Origin of the sequence: Neobacillus sp. B4I6 (assembly GCF_050434045.1) — a bacterium.
Lineage (GTDB): Bacteria > Bacillota > Bacilli > Bacillales > Cytobacillaceae > Neobacillus.
In genome coordinates this window covers 5,958,761-5,973,469 of record NZ_JBNPWB010000002.1, presented here as the reverse complement: position 1 = coordinate 5,973,469, position 14,709 = coordinate 5,958,761, and the positions used below count along the sequence as shown (strand labels likewise).

13 protein-coding genes are annotated in these 14,709 nt (G+C 42.7%); 4 read left to right on the top strand and 9 right to left on the bottom strand.

All coding sequences use genetic code 11. The features are described 5' to 3' along the window. The first annotated feature begins 204 nt into the window (after nt 1-204). Complete coding sequence (locus QF028_RS31635; protein ID WP_214998651.1) at nt 205-1,506, top strand: NCS2 family permease; 1,302 nt, start codon at nt 205-207, stop codon at nt 1,504-1,506. 221 nt (nt 1,507-1,727) lie between these two features. Here QF028_RS31635 and QF028_RS31630 read toward each other — a convergent pair whose 3' ends face one another. Further along, nucleotides 1,728-1,919, bottom strand: a complete 192-nt coding sequence (locus QF028_RS31630; protein WP_088089707.1) for a hypothetical protein — start codon at nt 1,917-1,919, stop codon at nt 1,728-1,730. Between the two features lie 330 nt (nt 1,920-2,249). Between QF028_RS31630 and QF028_RS31625 the strand changes: the two genes are divergently transcribed. The 3 genes from QF028_RS31625 (at nt 2,250) to QF028_RS31615 (ending at nt 5,579) form a co-directional block, all read left to right on the top strand. Beyond that, nucleotides 2,250-3,059, top strand: a complete 810-nt coding sequence (locus tag QF028_RS31625) for an N-acetylmuramoyl-L-alanine amidase (protein WP_429471655.1) — start codon at nt 2,250-2,252, stop codon at nt 3,057-3,059. A 272-nt stretch (nt 3,060-3,331) separates the two neighbouring features. Beyond that, nucleotides 3,332-4,954, top strand: a complete 1,623-nt coding sequence (locus tag QF028_RS31620) for an N-acetylmuramoyl-L-alanine amidase (RefSeq protein ID WP_429471653.1) — start codon at nt 3,332-3,334, stop codon at nt 4,952-4,954. Nucleotides 4,955-5,162: 208 nt separating this feature from the next. Continuing rightward, complete coding sequence (locus QF028_RS31615; protein WP_429471651.1) at nt 5,163-5,579, top strand: VanZ family protein; 417 nt, start codon at nt 5,163-5,165, stop codon at nt 5,577-5,579. Between the two features lie 308 nt (nt 5,580-5,887). Here QF028_RS31615 and QF028_RS31610 read toward each other — a convergent pair whose 3' ends face one another. The 8 genes from QF028_RS31610 to QF028_RS31575 form a co-directional block, all read right to left on the bottom strand. Then, the gene (locus QF028_RS31610) at nt 5,888-6,910 is read right to left on the bottom strand and encodes an SIS domain-containing protein (protein ID WP_429471649.1); all 1,023 of its coding nucleotides are present in this window, start codon (nt 6,908-6,910) and stop codon (nt 5,888-5,890) included. 3 nt (nt 6,911-6,913) lie between these two features. Continuing rightward, entirely contained in the window at nt 6,914-7,927 is a 1,014-nt protein-coding gene (locus QF028_RS31605) for an SIS domain-containing protein (protein WP_429471647.1), read from the bottom strand. A gap of 218 nt (nt 7,928-8,145) precedes the next feature. Beyond that, a complete protein-coding gene (locus QF028_RS31600) occupies nt 8,146-9,111 on the bottom strand; it encodes an SIS domain-containing protein (protein ID WP_429471645.1) in 966 nt (321 codons plus the stop codon). A 13-nt stretch (nt 9,112-9,124) separates the two neighbouring features. After that, nucleotides 9,125-10,348 carry an MDR family MFS transporter gene (locus QF028_RS31595; protein WP_429471643.1) on the bottom strand — a complete coding sequence of 408 codons (1,224 nt, stop codon included), beginning with the start codon at nt 10,346-10,348 and terminating at the stop codon, nt 9,125-9,127. A gap of 60 nt (nt 10,349-10,408) precedes the next feature. Beyond that, nucleotides 10,409-11,242: a TIM barrel protein gene (locus QF028_RS31590; protein WP_214717278.1), complete on the bottom strand. Its 834-nt coding sequence runs from the start codon at nt 11,240-11,242 to the stop codon at nt 10,409-10,411. A 198-nt stretch (nt 11,243-11,440) separates the two neighbouring features. Next, complete coding sequence (locus QF028_RS31585; RefSeq protein WP_429471641.1) at nt 11,441-12,343, bottom strand: carbohydrate ABC transporter permease; 903 nt, start codon at nt 12,341-12,343, stop codon at nt 11,441-11,443. A gap of 5 nt (nt 12,344-12,348) precedes the next feature. Continuing rightward, on the bottom strand, nt 12,349-13,236 hold the full coding sequence (locus QF028_RS31580) for a carbohydrate ABC transporter permease (RefSeq protein ID WP_098932649.1): 888 nt from the start codon (nt 13,234-13,236) through the stop codon (nt 12,349-12,351). A 112-nt stretch (nt 13,237-13,348) separates the two neighbouring features. Next, on the bottom strand, nt 13,349-14,641 hold the full coding sequence (locus QF028_RS31575; protein ID WP_429471638.1) for an ABC transporter substrate-binding protein: 1,293 nt from the start codon (nt 14,639-14,641) through the stop codon (nt 13,349-13,351). Nucleotides 14,642-14,709 lie beyond the last annotated feature (68 nt).

Here is a 14,709-nt window from a genome sequence, read left to right as displayed (position 1 = left end):
TTACCAGAGAACCACCCGTTCGCTTTGCATATAAGGCACGGGATGGTTCTCTTTTTTAGTCCATTGAAGTGCGTTTTGGTGTCAGGCACCATCATATCTGTTACAAAAATGGAACAAATTAAGAGGTAACTCTTGAATTTTCATCTAAAAACGAATAATATAATTGAGGTCTTATTAAAATGTTCGTATTTTGGAGGAACAGCTATGTTTAAATTAAAAGAAAATCATACCAATACAAAAACAGAACTGCTTGCAGGGATCACCACCTTTTTTACGATGGTCTATATTGTCGTAGTTAATCCGGTCATTCTTGCCGATGCAGGGGTTCCGTTTGGGCAAGTATTCACTGCGACCATTATAGCCGCAGTCGTCGCCACACTATGGATGGCGTTTTTTGCAAACTATCCAATCGCCATTGCCCCAGGCATGGGACTTAACGCCTACTTCGCCTATTCTGTTGTCGGCGGCCATCAGGGGATAACCTACCAAACTGCCTTTGCCGCTGTTTTTATTGCTGGTGTTATCTTTGTCATCTTATCGTTAACTCCCCTTAGGGAAAAATTAATTGATGCCATCCCGGAAAACCTTAAACACGGGATTACCGCAGGAATTGGCTTGTTTATTGCCTTTATCGGCCTGCGTCTTACAAAAATCATTACAGCTCATCCGACGAATCTTGTCGGTCTCGGCGATCTTCATTCAGCTTCCGCCCTTTTAGCGCTAGCAGGACTGGCGATCACACTTGTATTAATGGCGCTTCGAGTCAACGGGGCAATATTTTTTGGAATGGTGATTACCGGGCTCATCGCTTTCTTTACGGGCCAGCTGGAATTCAGTAAAGGTTTTATGTCGCTGCCCACTCTGCCAGAGGGACTAATTATTGCTAATCCAGTGACAGCGCTGACTGACGTAATTCAGCATAGCCTTTATGCTGTTGTCTTCTCTTTCATTCTGGTGACCATTTTTGACACGACGGGTACGATGATTGGTGTCGCCAACCAAGCCGGTTTAATGAAAGGCGGCAAACTGCCGAGGGCCCGCGAAGCCTTACTTGCCGATTCGATTGGTACGGCAGTCGGGGCAATGTTTGGGACGAGCCCAACAACCGCCTATATTGAATCGTCGTCAGGGGTAGCAGCAGGAGGACGAACTGGTCTAACTTCCCTAACGGTTGCGATCCTGTTCATCCTGTCCGCCTTCTTTGGTCCACTGGTTAGTACGGTTTCCGGGATTTCTGCGATTACCGCACCGGCTTTAATCATTGTCGGCAGTCTAATGATGGGAAGCATTGCAAAAATCCGCTGGGACGAGCTGGATGAAGCCTTCCCTGCTTTTTTGACCGTCTTGAGCATGCCGCTCACATCAAGCATCGCAACAGGGATCGCGCTTGGTTTCATCAGCTACCCGCTTCTAAAGTTGGTTAAAGGGAAGTGGCGTGAAATCCATCCATTGCTATACGTGTTTGCTGTCTTGTTCTTTATCCAACTTGCATTTTTACAACATTAAACAATAAAAAGCGGAAGCGCCTGGTTCAGGGGCGACAGGCATAAGACAAGCCGGCGTGAAGGTTGCTTTTTAACCTTCAGGACGGATTGGCTTATGACCCCGAGCCCCTAGGCGCTGGAGCTGGATTCGGAGAACTATCCAACGTTATCTTCAGTAATTTATTTCCATCCAAAAAAGAGTGTCAGGCACCAATTTGGTGCCTGACACTCTTTTTATGTTACCTATTTTTTAGGAAGATCAAGTGCTTGGTACGCTAATTGATACTTTCCGCCGTCTGCCACTTCTGAATGGTACAATGCCTTTAGGGCAGTATTTTTCTCAAGCCCGTGTTCAACTTTCAACTCTTTTAAGCGTGTATGCAATTCTTTATTATCCTTAATTAGCTGCTGCATTTGTGATTTTAAATACTTCATAAGATGATTAACTCCTTTCAGAAACCAAATCCGTTCCCCAAGTATAGCATTAATCAACTTTATTTAAATAAATCATTCCATATTTATTTTTTCTGACCGTGTCCCTTTTGCCGACTTTTTTCAATATAGAGTGTAATAGGAGGTGGCGGTTTCGGTCATTTAAGACCTCTCTTTCTTACCGAAAGACTGGTACAATTACATTTTCGGTAACTAAGAGAATCAACTGTTGGTGACATCCTGTAACAATTACTGTGACAAGTACCCGAACCTATTTGTCCATACTGACATAACATGTATATATAATCAATTTTTAGAAATGGAGAGGATGAAATGAAGCTTTATTTAGACCCAGGTCATGGTGGACAAGACCCAGGTGCCCAAGGTCATGGATTAGATGAAAAAGATTTGACGTTAGCTATCGCGCTCAAACTACGTTCCATTTTACAAAATGATTATGAAAACATTGAGGTAAAAATGAGTAGGAGCAGTGATACCACAAAAAGCTTAAGCCAGCGATCGAGTGAGGCCAATGCATGGGGCGCAGATTTTTTCTTAGCCATTCATATCAATTCCGGACCTAGTACCGCTCTGGGCTATGAAGACTTTATATACAGCGGCTTATCTGACACTTCTAAGACAGCCCAATATCAAGATATCATCCATACCGAAGTCATGAAAGTGAATCAACTGAAAGATCGCGGCCAGAAAAAGGCTAACTTCCATGTGTTACGTGAATCAAACATGCCAGCACTCCTAACTGAAAATGGATTTATCAGTAACGATCATGACGCCGCACTAATGAAACAATCTTCTTGGATCCAAAAAGTAGCACAAGGTCACGCGAACGGAGTTGCCAAAGCCTTTGGCCTAAAACGGAAACCAATCGATCCGCCGAAACCAGATTCCGGAACACTTTTCAAAGTAATTGCCGGTTCATTTAAATCAAAAGAAAATGCGGACGAGCGAGTAGACCAACTCAAGGCAAAAGGCATCGAATCATTCGTAGATACCACAAAAATAGCGGGCGAAACATGGTACCGAGTTCAAGCTGGAGCCTTTTCCAACCGGGAAAATGCCGAAGACCGCTTAGCTGAAGTTAAAAAAGCTGGAATCAACGATGCTTTCCTAGTTGCAGAATAAGCAGGCATTTAATGTGGTATTTATAGTGTCACAGTTATGGTGTTATATTTATGGTGTTACATTTATGGTGTCAGGCACCATAGATGGACACTTGTCCGTCACAGAAGCACAAACATCCCGAATGATAATATCCTACTAAGGACCTCCTCATCATGAATGCTGGGAGGTCTTTTGTATGGTTTTTCTTCTAACACTGTTCAGATAGAAGCCATTGGATTGGATTTGCCATAACATATATATGAACGTATTTTAAATGAAATGGAGGAGTAAGCATGAAGCTATATTTAGACCCTGGTCATGGCGGTGATGATCCCGGAGCCCAAGGGAATGGTCTGGATGAAAAAGATATTACCCTAGCTATTGCGCTTAAAATACGAAATACCATCCTAAAGGATTATGAAAATGTTCAAGTTAAGATGAGTCGTACAAGCGATACCACCAAATGCTTAGCACAGCGCTCAAGCGAAGCCAACGCCTGGGACGCAGACTTTTTCCTGGCTATTCACATCAACTCTGCTGATAGTTCAGCCCAAGGATATGAGGATTTTATATACAATGGCGCCTCTAACTCAAGTAGAGCAGCCACAGTCCAAGATATCATTCATGCCGAAGTGATGAAAGTGAATCAGCTAAAAGACCGCGGGCAAAAAAAGGCCAATTTCCATGTAATAAGAGAAACAAATATGCCAGCAATCCTAACGGAAAACGGCTTTATCAGTAATAAACATGACGCCCAATTGATGAAAGATTCATCCTGGCAGCAAAAAGTAGCTCAAGGCCATGTCAACGGAATTGCAAAGGCCTTTGGTCTGAAACGCAAAGCAACGAAGGAAACACCGAAAACAACAACTACACCGAAAACAACCCAATCTAGTTTAACAACAGTTTACACCGTCTTTGTTGGATCATATAAATCCAAAGAAAATGCACAAGACAGGGTAGCTGAACTGAAAAAGAAAAACATTAATTCTTCAATTGTTACCACAAAAATATCTGAAGCAACCTGGTACCGAGTGAAAGTAGCAACCTATACGACCAACGCAAACGCAGAAAAACGTCTCAAAGAAATCGAAAAAGCAGGATATAAGGATGCCTTCATTATTATTGAAAAAGCCAGTGCATCGACTACTAAATCAGCTTCTCAAAAACCAACTACGAGTACCAGTAACTCAGCTACCCAAAAACCAACTACGAGCACCAGTAACTCAGCTACCCAAAAACCAACTACGAGCACCAGTAACTCAGCTACTCAAAAACCAACCACAAGCACCAGTATAACCACAACAGCAAAACCAGCCACAACCACCACCGGCAAAGAAACGAATACTGCAGGCGGCACGAAAAAGAACACGAACCCAAGTCCGGCTCCAGCCAACAGTACAAAAGAACTCCCCATCATCGTCGTCCCCGGTCAATTTACCATTTTCGGTCCGACCTTCCTAACTCCGGAACAGATGAATCAATTTGTGAAAAAGGTCAATTCTAACGCGCCGGAATTAGGTCATTTTTACCAAACATTAGGAAAATATTACGGCATTAGAGGCGATGTCGCCTTTGCACAAGCCATCCACGAAACAGACTATTTTCGGTTTACGGGTGTCGTCAACCCTGAACAAAACAACTACTCAGGGATAGGAGCAACTGGTGGAGATACTCGCGGAGCAAGCTTTGAAAATCAAGAAGAAGGTGTCCTTGCACAACTTCAACACTTGTATGCGTATGCAACAGCGAAGCCACTACCAGATCAATATCCATTGGTTGATCCCCGTTTTCATCTAGTCGACAGAGGATCTGCTCCTACATGGACCGCTTTAAACGGAAAATGGGCTGTTCCAGGTACCACATACGGGCAATCTATTCTAAATCTCTATGAAAAAATGATCCATTCCGGATAATTAATAGCTAGAGAAGCAGCAACTCCAGCATCTTCCCAGATTGTCTTCCCCATTTTCAATGACATACTTGGATGATTTCCCCAAACGAAAGACCTCTTTTATTTTTAGAAGAGGTCTTTTCCTTTGTCAGATAGTTAATTCCGCCCCCTCGTTCCGGTATATTACCGAAGAAACGAGACCACAATGATATAAAAAGGGAGGTCTCACCATGCGCGGAATATATATTTTATTATGGGCAGCTGCAATCTCGATTTTGACCTGTACCGCCGATTTTTCTGAATTAATGGCATCTGGCAAAGTCCGCTTTGAGTGGGTCGGTCATCCGAATTTTTCTGAGTTGCTATTCCCCTTACCGCTCGAGCTCAGCCGCGGCTTCCTGCTTCAAAAATGTGGTCATGCCTTTGCCTTTCTCATCCTAACATTTTTACTGCAAACTAAATTCCATTCAAAAGCATTCATTCTAATTCTAGCAATTGCCTTTGCTTTGCTAACTGAAATCCTGCAATTATACTTCTCTCGTGATGGAAGAATGTTTGATATCGGATTCGATCTAATCGGTATTCTTTTTGCATCAGGGACACGGAGTCTACTCACGGTGCACCAATTCAGGCAAACCGGGTTATAATGGAAGTTATTTATGTTAAAAAAGGCGAAAACCAATTAGTTGGTTAACACCCTTGTTAAAAATTTAAATTCATAGCCTTTATAAAAGGGAAGTTCCAAAATGATCAACCCTCGATTTTGATAATCGGTTTACTTTTAGGAATTAACCATTTAATTACCTTCAATAGATCATTTTCAGAAATAGCCGTGCATCCCAATGTATAACGAGTGTTAATTAAATACTAACATTAACACAGTATTTATTATGATTTAAACAGTAAAAAGCAGCCCTCACTAAAGTGAGGGCCGCATCACAAAACAATTATTCTATCAAAATGGCACTTTTTTATAGTATCTCCTGGTTGTCAGCGGGTGGTCCCTTTGTTGTTCCAAATGACAGCTGACTCTCTCAAGGAAAGCCGCGCAGACAATCGGAGAGACAAGACTTCTTAACCCTTCAGAAATACCAGCTAATTCATAATCCTTTGTATCAAAAACCGTTAATTCCTTCGTGTAATGCTCAGCAAAGCGCTCGACTCTCTCTGTGAGCGGACGGGATTTATCCTCCCCTTTTAGTAGAATAACACTCGTATCTTCCTCTACTAATTCCAATGTACCGTGGAAGAAATCGGACGCATGTACCGGCCGTGTTTTAATCCATTGCATTTCCTCTAAAATACACATGCCATAATAATAGGTTTGACCCCAATCGATACCTGTCCCCGTAAGGATATGGTATGGGGTCTCCTTATGTTTTCGGGCAAACTCGGCAGCCCTAGGTTCAACTACTTCCTTTACTTTTAGAAGTGCACTTGGTAAATCCATCATTTCCTCGACAAATTGTTGATATTGCGGGAATTCATTTCGCTTATACATCAAGCGGAACGCTAGTAAATAGGACTGGATATAAAACGATTCACAGGAGGTATCATCTGCCGCATAATTGACAAAGGTATATTCGGTTAAATTCGCTAACGGTGTAGCAGCATGACCCACTAAGCTAATCGTTGTCGCACCTTTTTCCTTACAGAACGCCGCCGCCTCGACGGTTTCTTTGGTCGTGCCAGACAAAGAAGGCAAAATAACTAATGAATGTTCATCTAAATGTTGATGATCCATCAACATTAATTCCGGAGCGATTTCCGTAAAAACGGGTAAAGTGGAATGAGTTTTTAAAATATATTCAGCCGGGTACATGAGAATGGCTGCTCCGCCAGTACCGACAAAGAATACATTTTTCAAACCTCTTTCTATCACCGAATCAATCGCCTGATCAAATTCATCCTTAAGAGACAGTGCTCCATTTTGGATGGCTATATATCTTTCCACATCAAAGTTGAACAAACATCCCACCTCCTAATAGGCCATTTTACGGTAATATCTGCGAATCTCTAACGGATGATTTCTTTCCCTTTCAAGGTAAACGCTGATTCTGCCTGTTAGTGCCCAGTTAAGGCATACGGCAAAGTGCTTTCTGAATTCGTCACTAATCCCTTCCAATGGATAATCCTTTGTATCTAAAATGAACAATTCCTTTGTGATATTTTCTGCAAATCTTTCCACACGTTCCACCAATGGGCGAGTTTCATCTTCGCCTTTAAATAGAATGACACTTGTGTCTTCCTCAACCAGCTCCAGCGTTCCGTGGAAGAATTCAGCAGCATGGATGGATTTGGACTTAATCCATTGCATTTCCTCTAAGATACACATGGCGTAGGAATATGTATTCCCCCAAAGGTTCCCCGCCCCAACCAGCATATGGTAATCTGTATTTTTGTGCTTAATAGCGAATTGCTCGGCACGGGCATCGAAATCCTCGAGTGCATGAACGATACCTTGTGGTAAAAGGGCAATTTCTTTGGCAAACTGATCATATTCCGGAAATTCATCATTGTTATGAATAAAACGGAAAGTAAGCAATTGCAAATGAATAAAGAACGTGTCAAAGGAATGCTTTTCATGACCAGTTGAGATGCAATAATCAACGGCTTCAGCCAATGGAGTGCCAAGTTCAGCCACTAAACCAATCGTTGTTGCCCCCTTGCTCTTACAGAACTCAGCAGCAGCGACGGTTTCTTTTGTTGTTCCAGTAACAGAAGCAAAGATACAAACCGAATCCTTTGTCAGGTGGCGATTATTCATTACAAGCAGTTCAGCTGCAATCTCAGCATGAACCTCCAGCGATGAATTGGACTTTAAGATATACTCATATGGATACATCATCGCAATCGTCCCACCAGAACCGATCAGGAAAATATTCTTAAAACCTTTAGCCGAAATTCCATCCACCACACGTTCAATCTCTTCTCTCTTCGCAAGCGCCTCTTGCCCAACTAACTGTAAATATAAATCAGCATCAAATTTCAACATCCAACATTACCTCCAAATTTAAATTAGAATTTTTGGGACTACAAATTTATATAGAAACATTTGGTGCCTGACACCATTCATGGACATTTGTCCTCATGTCGCGAACAATAAGGGCCATCCCTCAACTGTCCACCCACAGCGGACAAATAGCCAAAGTGTCTTTCTTTGGTGCCTGACACCAACAATGAATCACTCCAACATTGACACCAACAATTTCATTAGTAAGGTACTTTCCACATGTATCTTCTGGTGGTTAGTGGGTGGTTGCGGGCTTCGGCTAGTTCTTCGGCGTATTGGCGCAGGACTGCTTGTAGTACGAGTGGGGCGATGTAGCCTTTGACGCTTTCGGCCACGCCTGTTAGGTCAAATTCCTTTGCATCAAGGACTACCACCCTTTCCCCATATTGTCGGGTGAATTCCAATGAACGTTCTTCTAATGGACGAGTCTCGTCTAAACCTAACAGCTGAATCACTGGAACGTCTTTATCCAATACTTCAAATGGCCCATGGAAATACTCCCCGGCATGGAGGGCGTGCGAATGAATCCACTGCATTTCCATCAGCAGGCAAATCGAGAACCAGTAGGCAATCCCATAATTGGCTCCGCTCGCCATGGTGTAAATCACTTTTTCATCCTTATAGGAATTAGCAAATTCCTTGGCCGAAGCTAAATACTTTGCTTTCTCCTGTGCAAGTATTGGGTCTAGGTTCTCTAACGAAGCAACGACCTCTGAAAACTTTTCATTTCCTTCTTTGATAGCCAGAAGTCCAAAAACAAGCTCCAACATCACAGCCTGCGCCTCGTTTACAAACTTCGCTTCTTTCCCATCTTCATAAACAATGACATATTCAGATACTTGGGCAAGCGGTGATTCCGCATCAAAGGTTAGCGAAACAGTAATCGCACCTTTTTCCCGTGCGAAGCGGGCTGCCTCGACCGTCTCTGGCGTTTTTCCATAGTGCGAGCACGAAATCACCAACGATTTCTCATTGAGTTTCCGTGGGTTACGGTGCACAAACTCATTGGAACTATATAGGTCAGAATCAATGGTGTCACTTTCACGGTCTAACACGTATTTACTCGCATACATGAGGGAAGAAGAGCCCCCGCAACCTACGAAATAGACACGATCAATCGCCCGTTCTTTAAAAACTTCCAAAGCCTTTTGTACGTCAGCTAACATTTGTCATCCTCCTTTATTTATGGACTTTTACGGTTGAAATTTCTTTTTGCGTATATTGGAGCCTTTGATATGTACCAAAACAAATCAAGGCAAAACCACAGATAAAAATACAAGAATACAGCAGCACCAAGGGCCCAAACCCATCGTATAGCAGCCCGCCCAGAAAAGGGCCGATGGTTCTGCCCACATTAGCTGCACCACTTACTAAACCTTGATACATACCTCTTCTATTGAGGGGTGCCAGTCGATCCGCAATCGCTGGCACGGCCGGAAAAATAAGAATTTCTCCGATTGTCATAATCACCATCCCCGTTATAAACCCGCCATACGACTGGCTGTGTGACAGGAGGGCGAAGGTTAATATAAAGAAAATCACACCGGATAGTAGCTGCCACTTCACCGGACGCTTCAGTCGGGCCATGAACCACTGGATCAAAGGCTGCCCTAACAAGATCAGTAAACCGTTGATTGTCCACAAAGCACTATATGCTGACAGCGGAAATCCTAACTGGTGCATATAGTTAGAAATACTCGTTTGCCATTGGATATACGTAACCCAACAAAACATAAACCCTAAACAAAGAATGAATAACGAATGGAAGCTTTGCTTCGTATGACGCACTTCTTTTTTTGGCGTCAGGGCCGCATCCTCTTTTACAGTTGCTTCATAAACGGGTTCCCTCTCATCAAGAGCAAACCAAACAATGAAAATAAACAGGAGATAGGTTAACCCATTGACCCAGAAGACGTATCGAAACGAAAACTGGGCCACGATTCCCCCTAAAGACGTACCTACCGCGACACCAAAGTTTAGAACGAGGTAAATAAGATTGAAGCTTTTTATGCCGCCTTCCTTCCACACCACCCCTGCAAGAGCATAGATGGGAGGAAAGATTGTACCTATACCTAATCCAAGTAGAACCATCGAAAGAATATAAATCGGCCATGATAGACCAATTGAGATAATGAAAATAAGACTCGCTGAAGTTAGAACCGCTAGGAGTAGCGTTCGTTTCCCGCGGATGCGATCATACAAATAGCCGCCAAGAAAACTGCCAATGATTTCAGCTCCCGAATGAAGCATCAACACAAAACCTGCTTCAGATAAGGTTTTCCCCATCCCTTGCGTAATGTAAATCGTATGCAAGGGCCAAAGAAACGCCATCCCTGTTGAATTGACCAACATCGCCAGTAATAAAACTTTTAAACTCCTTGGATAACTCCTCCAAATAGACATAGGATAAAACTCCTTTTATCACTGAACTAGTCACCCGATTCGGAACAATTCCCTCCACTTTTACACAAGAAAGGGTGCAAGACTTCGTAACGATTTTTCAACCGCCTGATTTGGATCTATCAAGTATTGAGAAGAAGTAAACTCCAACGTAAGAGCGCGATTGTAATTGTGGTCACCTAAGGTTTTCATGTATTTTTCCAATGGCAGGCTGCCGTCTCCCCAAGCTAAGTGTCCACCCGGGTCCCCATCAATAAAGTGGATATGGACAAAATCCTCGCGTAATTCTTCAAAGTAGCTGGCTAGCGCTTCTCCTTCAACCGCAAGCGGAATGGTATCGACCATTCCCTTCAGAGCAGGTGAATGGATGGAATCGAGCATTTCTTTTAGATCAGGCAAAGTATTAATCAGATTGGACTCAATTTTTTGTAATGGCTCCAAGGCCAGAACGGTTCCTTGTTTCTCCGCATAGGCGGTAAGCTGCTCTAATGAATCTTGGGTCCGGCTCCAGGCTTCCCGTCTGCTTTCATTGCGGTACCCCCACCCGGCCGTTACTAATACCATCGGGGCTTCTAATTCAAGCGCGGCATCGATTGACTTTTTAAAGTAAGCCACACTTCTTTCACGAATCGCTGACTCCTTTGCCGCAAGATTAATAGGGTACATACACTGTTCAGGTGTAAAGCAAACGACCTCGAGGTCACGCCGGGCAATCTCTTTCTTAATGGCGCGGATTGCAGTTAACGATAAATCCTCCACATATAGGTGCGGTGCGGCACCCCACAGTTCAATTTTTTCAAACTCATACTTCACCATCGCATCTAAAAAATAGTCCAGCGGATAGTGCAGGTAGTGAAAATTCATCCCAGTTATTTGTGACCGTTTGATTTTTCCCATCCAATCCCTCCAACGTAGAAAGTTCGTTAACATCCTAATATTTACCAAAATAACCATTTGGTATATACCATTTAAACCAATCGTACAAAATCCAAGTAATTTGAAAGCGAATAGGGAAGGCCAAACAACCTTCCTATTCTGTACCATCACTTTTCAAAAAATCCATCCATTCAACACAGGACTGACTGGGAAGGAAGATTACCCTTTCACACTGCCAGCAGACAGTCCGCGGACAAATTGCTTTTGGAAAACGATATAAGCAATAATCATTGGCAGCGCTGAAATGGCCAATCCTGCCAATTGAATCCCAAAGTTTGTATTCAACTGGCTTCGCAAATTCATCAGCCCAACTGGAATGGTCCTCAGTGCTGAATCTTCCACAAATACTAACGCGAACATAAATTCATTCCACACGTTCATCCCTGTTAATAAGGCACACGAGGCAATGATCGGTTTACCCATCGGAACAATAATATGCCAATACACCTGCCAAATATTACACCCATCAATAATGGCTGACTCCTCAAGCTCTTTAGAGATGGATAGAAAATAGGACCGCATTAAGAAAATCGCAAACGGCAATTGAAACGCAACATACGGAAGGATTAACGCCCAGTAGGTGTTGTAAAGTCCAACCGCCTGCAGCAATTTGTACAGTGGAATTAAGCTGACCTGCGGTGCCAGCATCAAACCACTTAGGATGAGCAGCAGAAAAATGTTCTGCCCCTTAAACTGAAAACGACTTAACCCAAAGGCGGCCATCGACCCAAGCAGTAACACCGATACGACGGAAGTGACTGTTATGAACACACTGTTTAGGAAAAATTGACCAATCCCTGCATCCCATGCTGCCTGATAATTTCCCCACAGCCATTCCTCTGGCAACGACCAGGTATTCAAGAAGAAATCTGCATTTGATTTTAATCCACTCAGGCCAAGCCAGATAATTGGATAGATGATCACCAATGAAAAGATCCCAAACCATACAAGAACAGCAGATAGGAAAATTCGATCCTTGACCTTCCTGACGGTAAGCTTTGTACTTCCTGTCCCGATTTCTTTCATTTCATTTGTTTTTACTACTGGCGGATTATTTTCCATAGCCCTTACGCCTCCTGTCCTGATTTGCCTATTTTCAGTTGAATTAAGGAGAGGGTTAGGGTTATGACAAAGATAATTGTCCCAATCGTGGATGCATAGCCCATTTCATCATTTCGGAATGCAGCCCGATAAAGCATCGTGCCTAAAACCTCGGTTGAACGGCCAGGTCCCCCATTGGTCATCACATACACCTCATCAAAAACCTTGAAGGCACCGATAACCGTAATCACCGTACCGACAAGAATCATTTCCTTCATTTGTGGCAAGGTGATATAAATGAACGTCTTTATCTTAGAAGCGCCATCAATCATTGACGCTTCATAATATTCAAAAGGAATTTTTTGCATGGCAAGCAAGAAAAGCATCGTCATATAACCGGTATACTGCCATTGTGAAACAGCTACAACCGCATAAATCGCCGTCTTACTGTCACCCAGCCAAGATAAGGCCCATTCTGATTGACCGATCGCTTTTAACACCCCGTTCACTAAACCAACTTCTGGATTATAAAGCAGCTGCCATAACAACCCAACAACAGCAATCGAAATAACGGAAGGGATAAAAAAGACGGTCCGGAAAAAGGGCTGAAATCTTCTAATCAATTTATCTTCTAAAACCGCGGCAATAATTAAGCCCAAACCTACCTGAAAAACTAACGAAATAACCGCGTATAGAGAATTATTTTTCAATGCAGTAAAAAAGATTGGATCCTTGAAAAGTCTGCCATAATACTCTAAGCCAACAAATACTCTTCCAGCCTCAAAGGAATTCCACCGAAACAAACTGTTATAAAGATTTAATACGATCGGTAAAAATACAAAAAACAGGATGAAAAGGAGCGCTGGCATAATAAATAGTATAGCGGTTCGACTGCTTCGAAATGTTTTTGTCATCCCCAACTCCTCCTAGGAGGGGGTAAGCATTTCCCTGCCTACCCTTTCTCAATAATTAAATGTATCGTGACTTAACTTTGAAAACTGTCTAGCTGTGGCGCTTTCGCTTTTCTTATTCCACTTCACTTTGTACTTGCTTAGCTACTTCCTGAACTTCTTTGATAATTTGTTCTGGGGTTTTTGACCCGTCAAGCAACAGCTGGATATTGGATAAATACACATCTGCTACCTTGGCATGGACGTCTGTGTCGAGCCATTCGGCCATACCTTCCGCCTTCTTCATGTAATCCACACCTTCAGCCACTTCCTTCAGAGCCGTATCCGGGTTAGTGGCCCCATCAATCGGACTTGGCCAGCCAATTTGCTTCACAAGCTTCAAGGCATTTTCTTTACTTGTTAAGAACTTCAAGAATTTAATCGCTTCTTTCGGATGCTTGGTTTTTGAAGAAACGATAAATCCATCCGGTGCACCAGTAATGAAACTTTGACTGCCCTTACCCTCTGCAATGGACGGCATTGGGAAAAAGCCCCAGTTTCCTTTCATATTATTCTCGACCGTTTGGAACTCTTCTAATTCCACATAGAAGATCGCTCCCTTACCAGCTGCAAATAATTGTTGTCCCATATCATGGGAACTAGAATTAACATTCTTCATAAAATAACCCTTTTTATTCAAATCTACTAACATTTGCATCGCCTTCACATAGCCAGGATCGGTGAACTCTCCTGATTTAGGATTATAGTCTTTCATTCTCACATCCTGTGCGACCATCTTTTGGTTTAGACCTGTTAAGTAATGGATCGCTGCCCATGGGCTTTGGTTTCCGAGAATGATCGGTGTTTCTCCGCCCTTTTTCAGGGTTTCCAACACTTGTAAAAATTCATCCCATGTAGTCGGTGCCTGTAGTTGATATTTATCAAAAATCTTCTTGTTGTAAACAAAGAATTTTCCATTGAAGCGAAGAGGAATGCCATAATTTTTTTCGTTGGATGTGAAAGGTTGAAGGGATGCCGGAATAAAACTGTCCTTCCAAGCGGTATCTTCATTTAAATATGGAGTCAAATCTAAGGCTGCATCAGCACGAACGAATTTTCTGGCAAATTCACCTGACCATGAAAACATAATGTCTGGAACTTCGTTACCGCCTAAAATAACACGGAGTTTGTCTTTAATCGGTTCATCCGCAACCGCTTCCATTTTAACCTTGATATCTGGATTTTCTTTTTCAAATGCTTTGACTACTTCTTCAAAATAAGGAGCGTATTCTGGCTGCGGCCACTTATGCAAAAATTTTAATACGACTTTCCCTGAATCCTCATTGGTGGAAGAAGAACTAGAACATCCCGTCAGGACGAGCGCGAACACCAACAGTCCTGCTAATAAAACGTTTATTTTCCTTCTCATTTCATTAACCCCCTAATTTTTTTTAAAGATCAACCAGTTAAAATCCTTTCACCCCCTATCCTTCTATC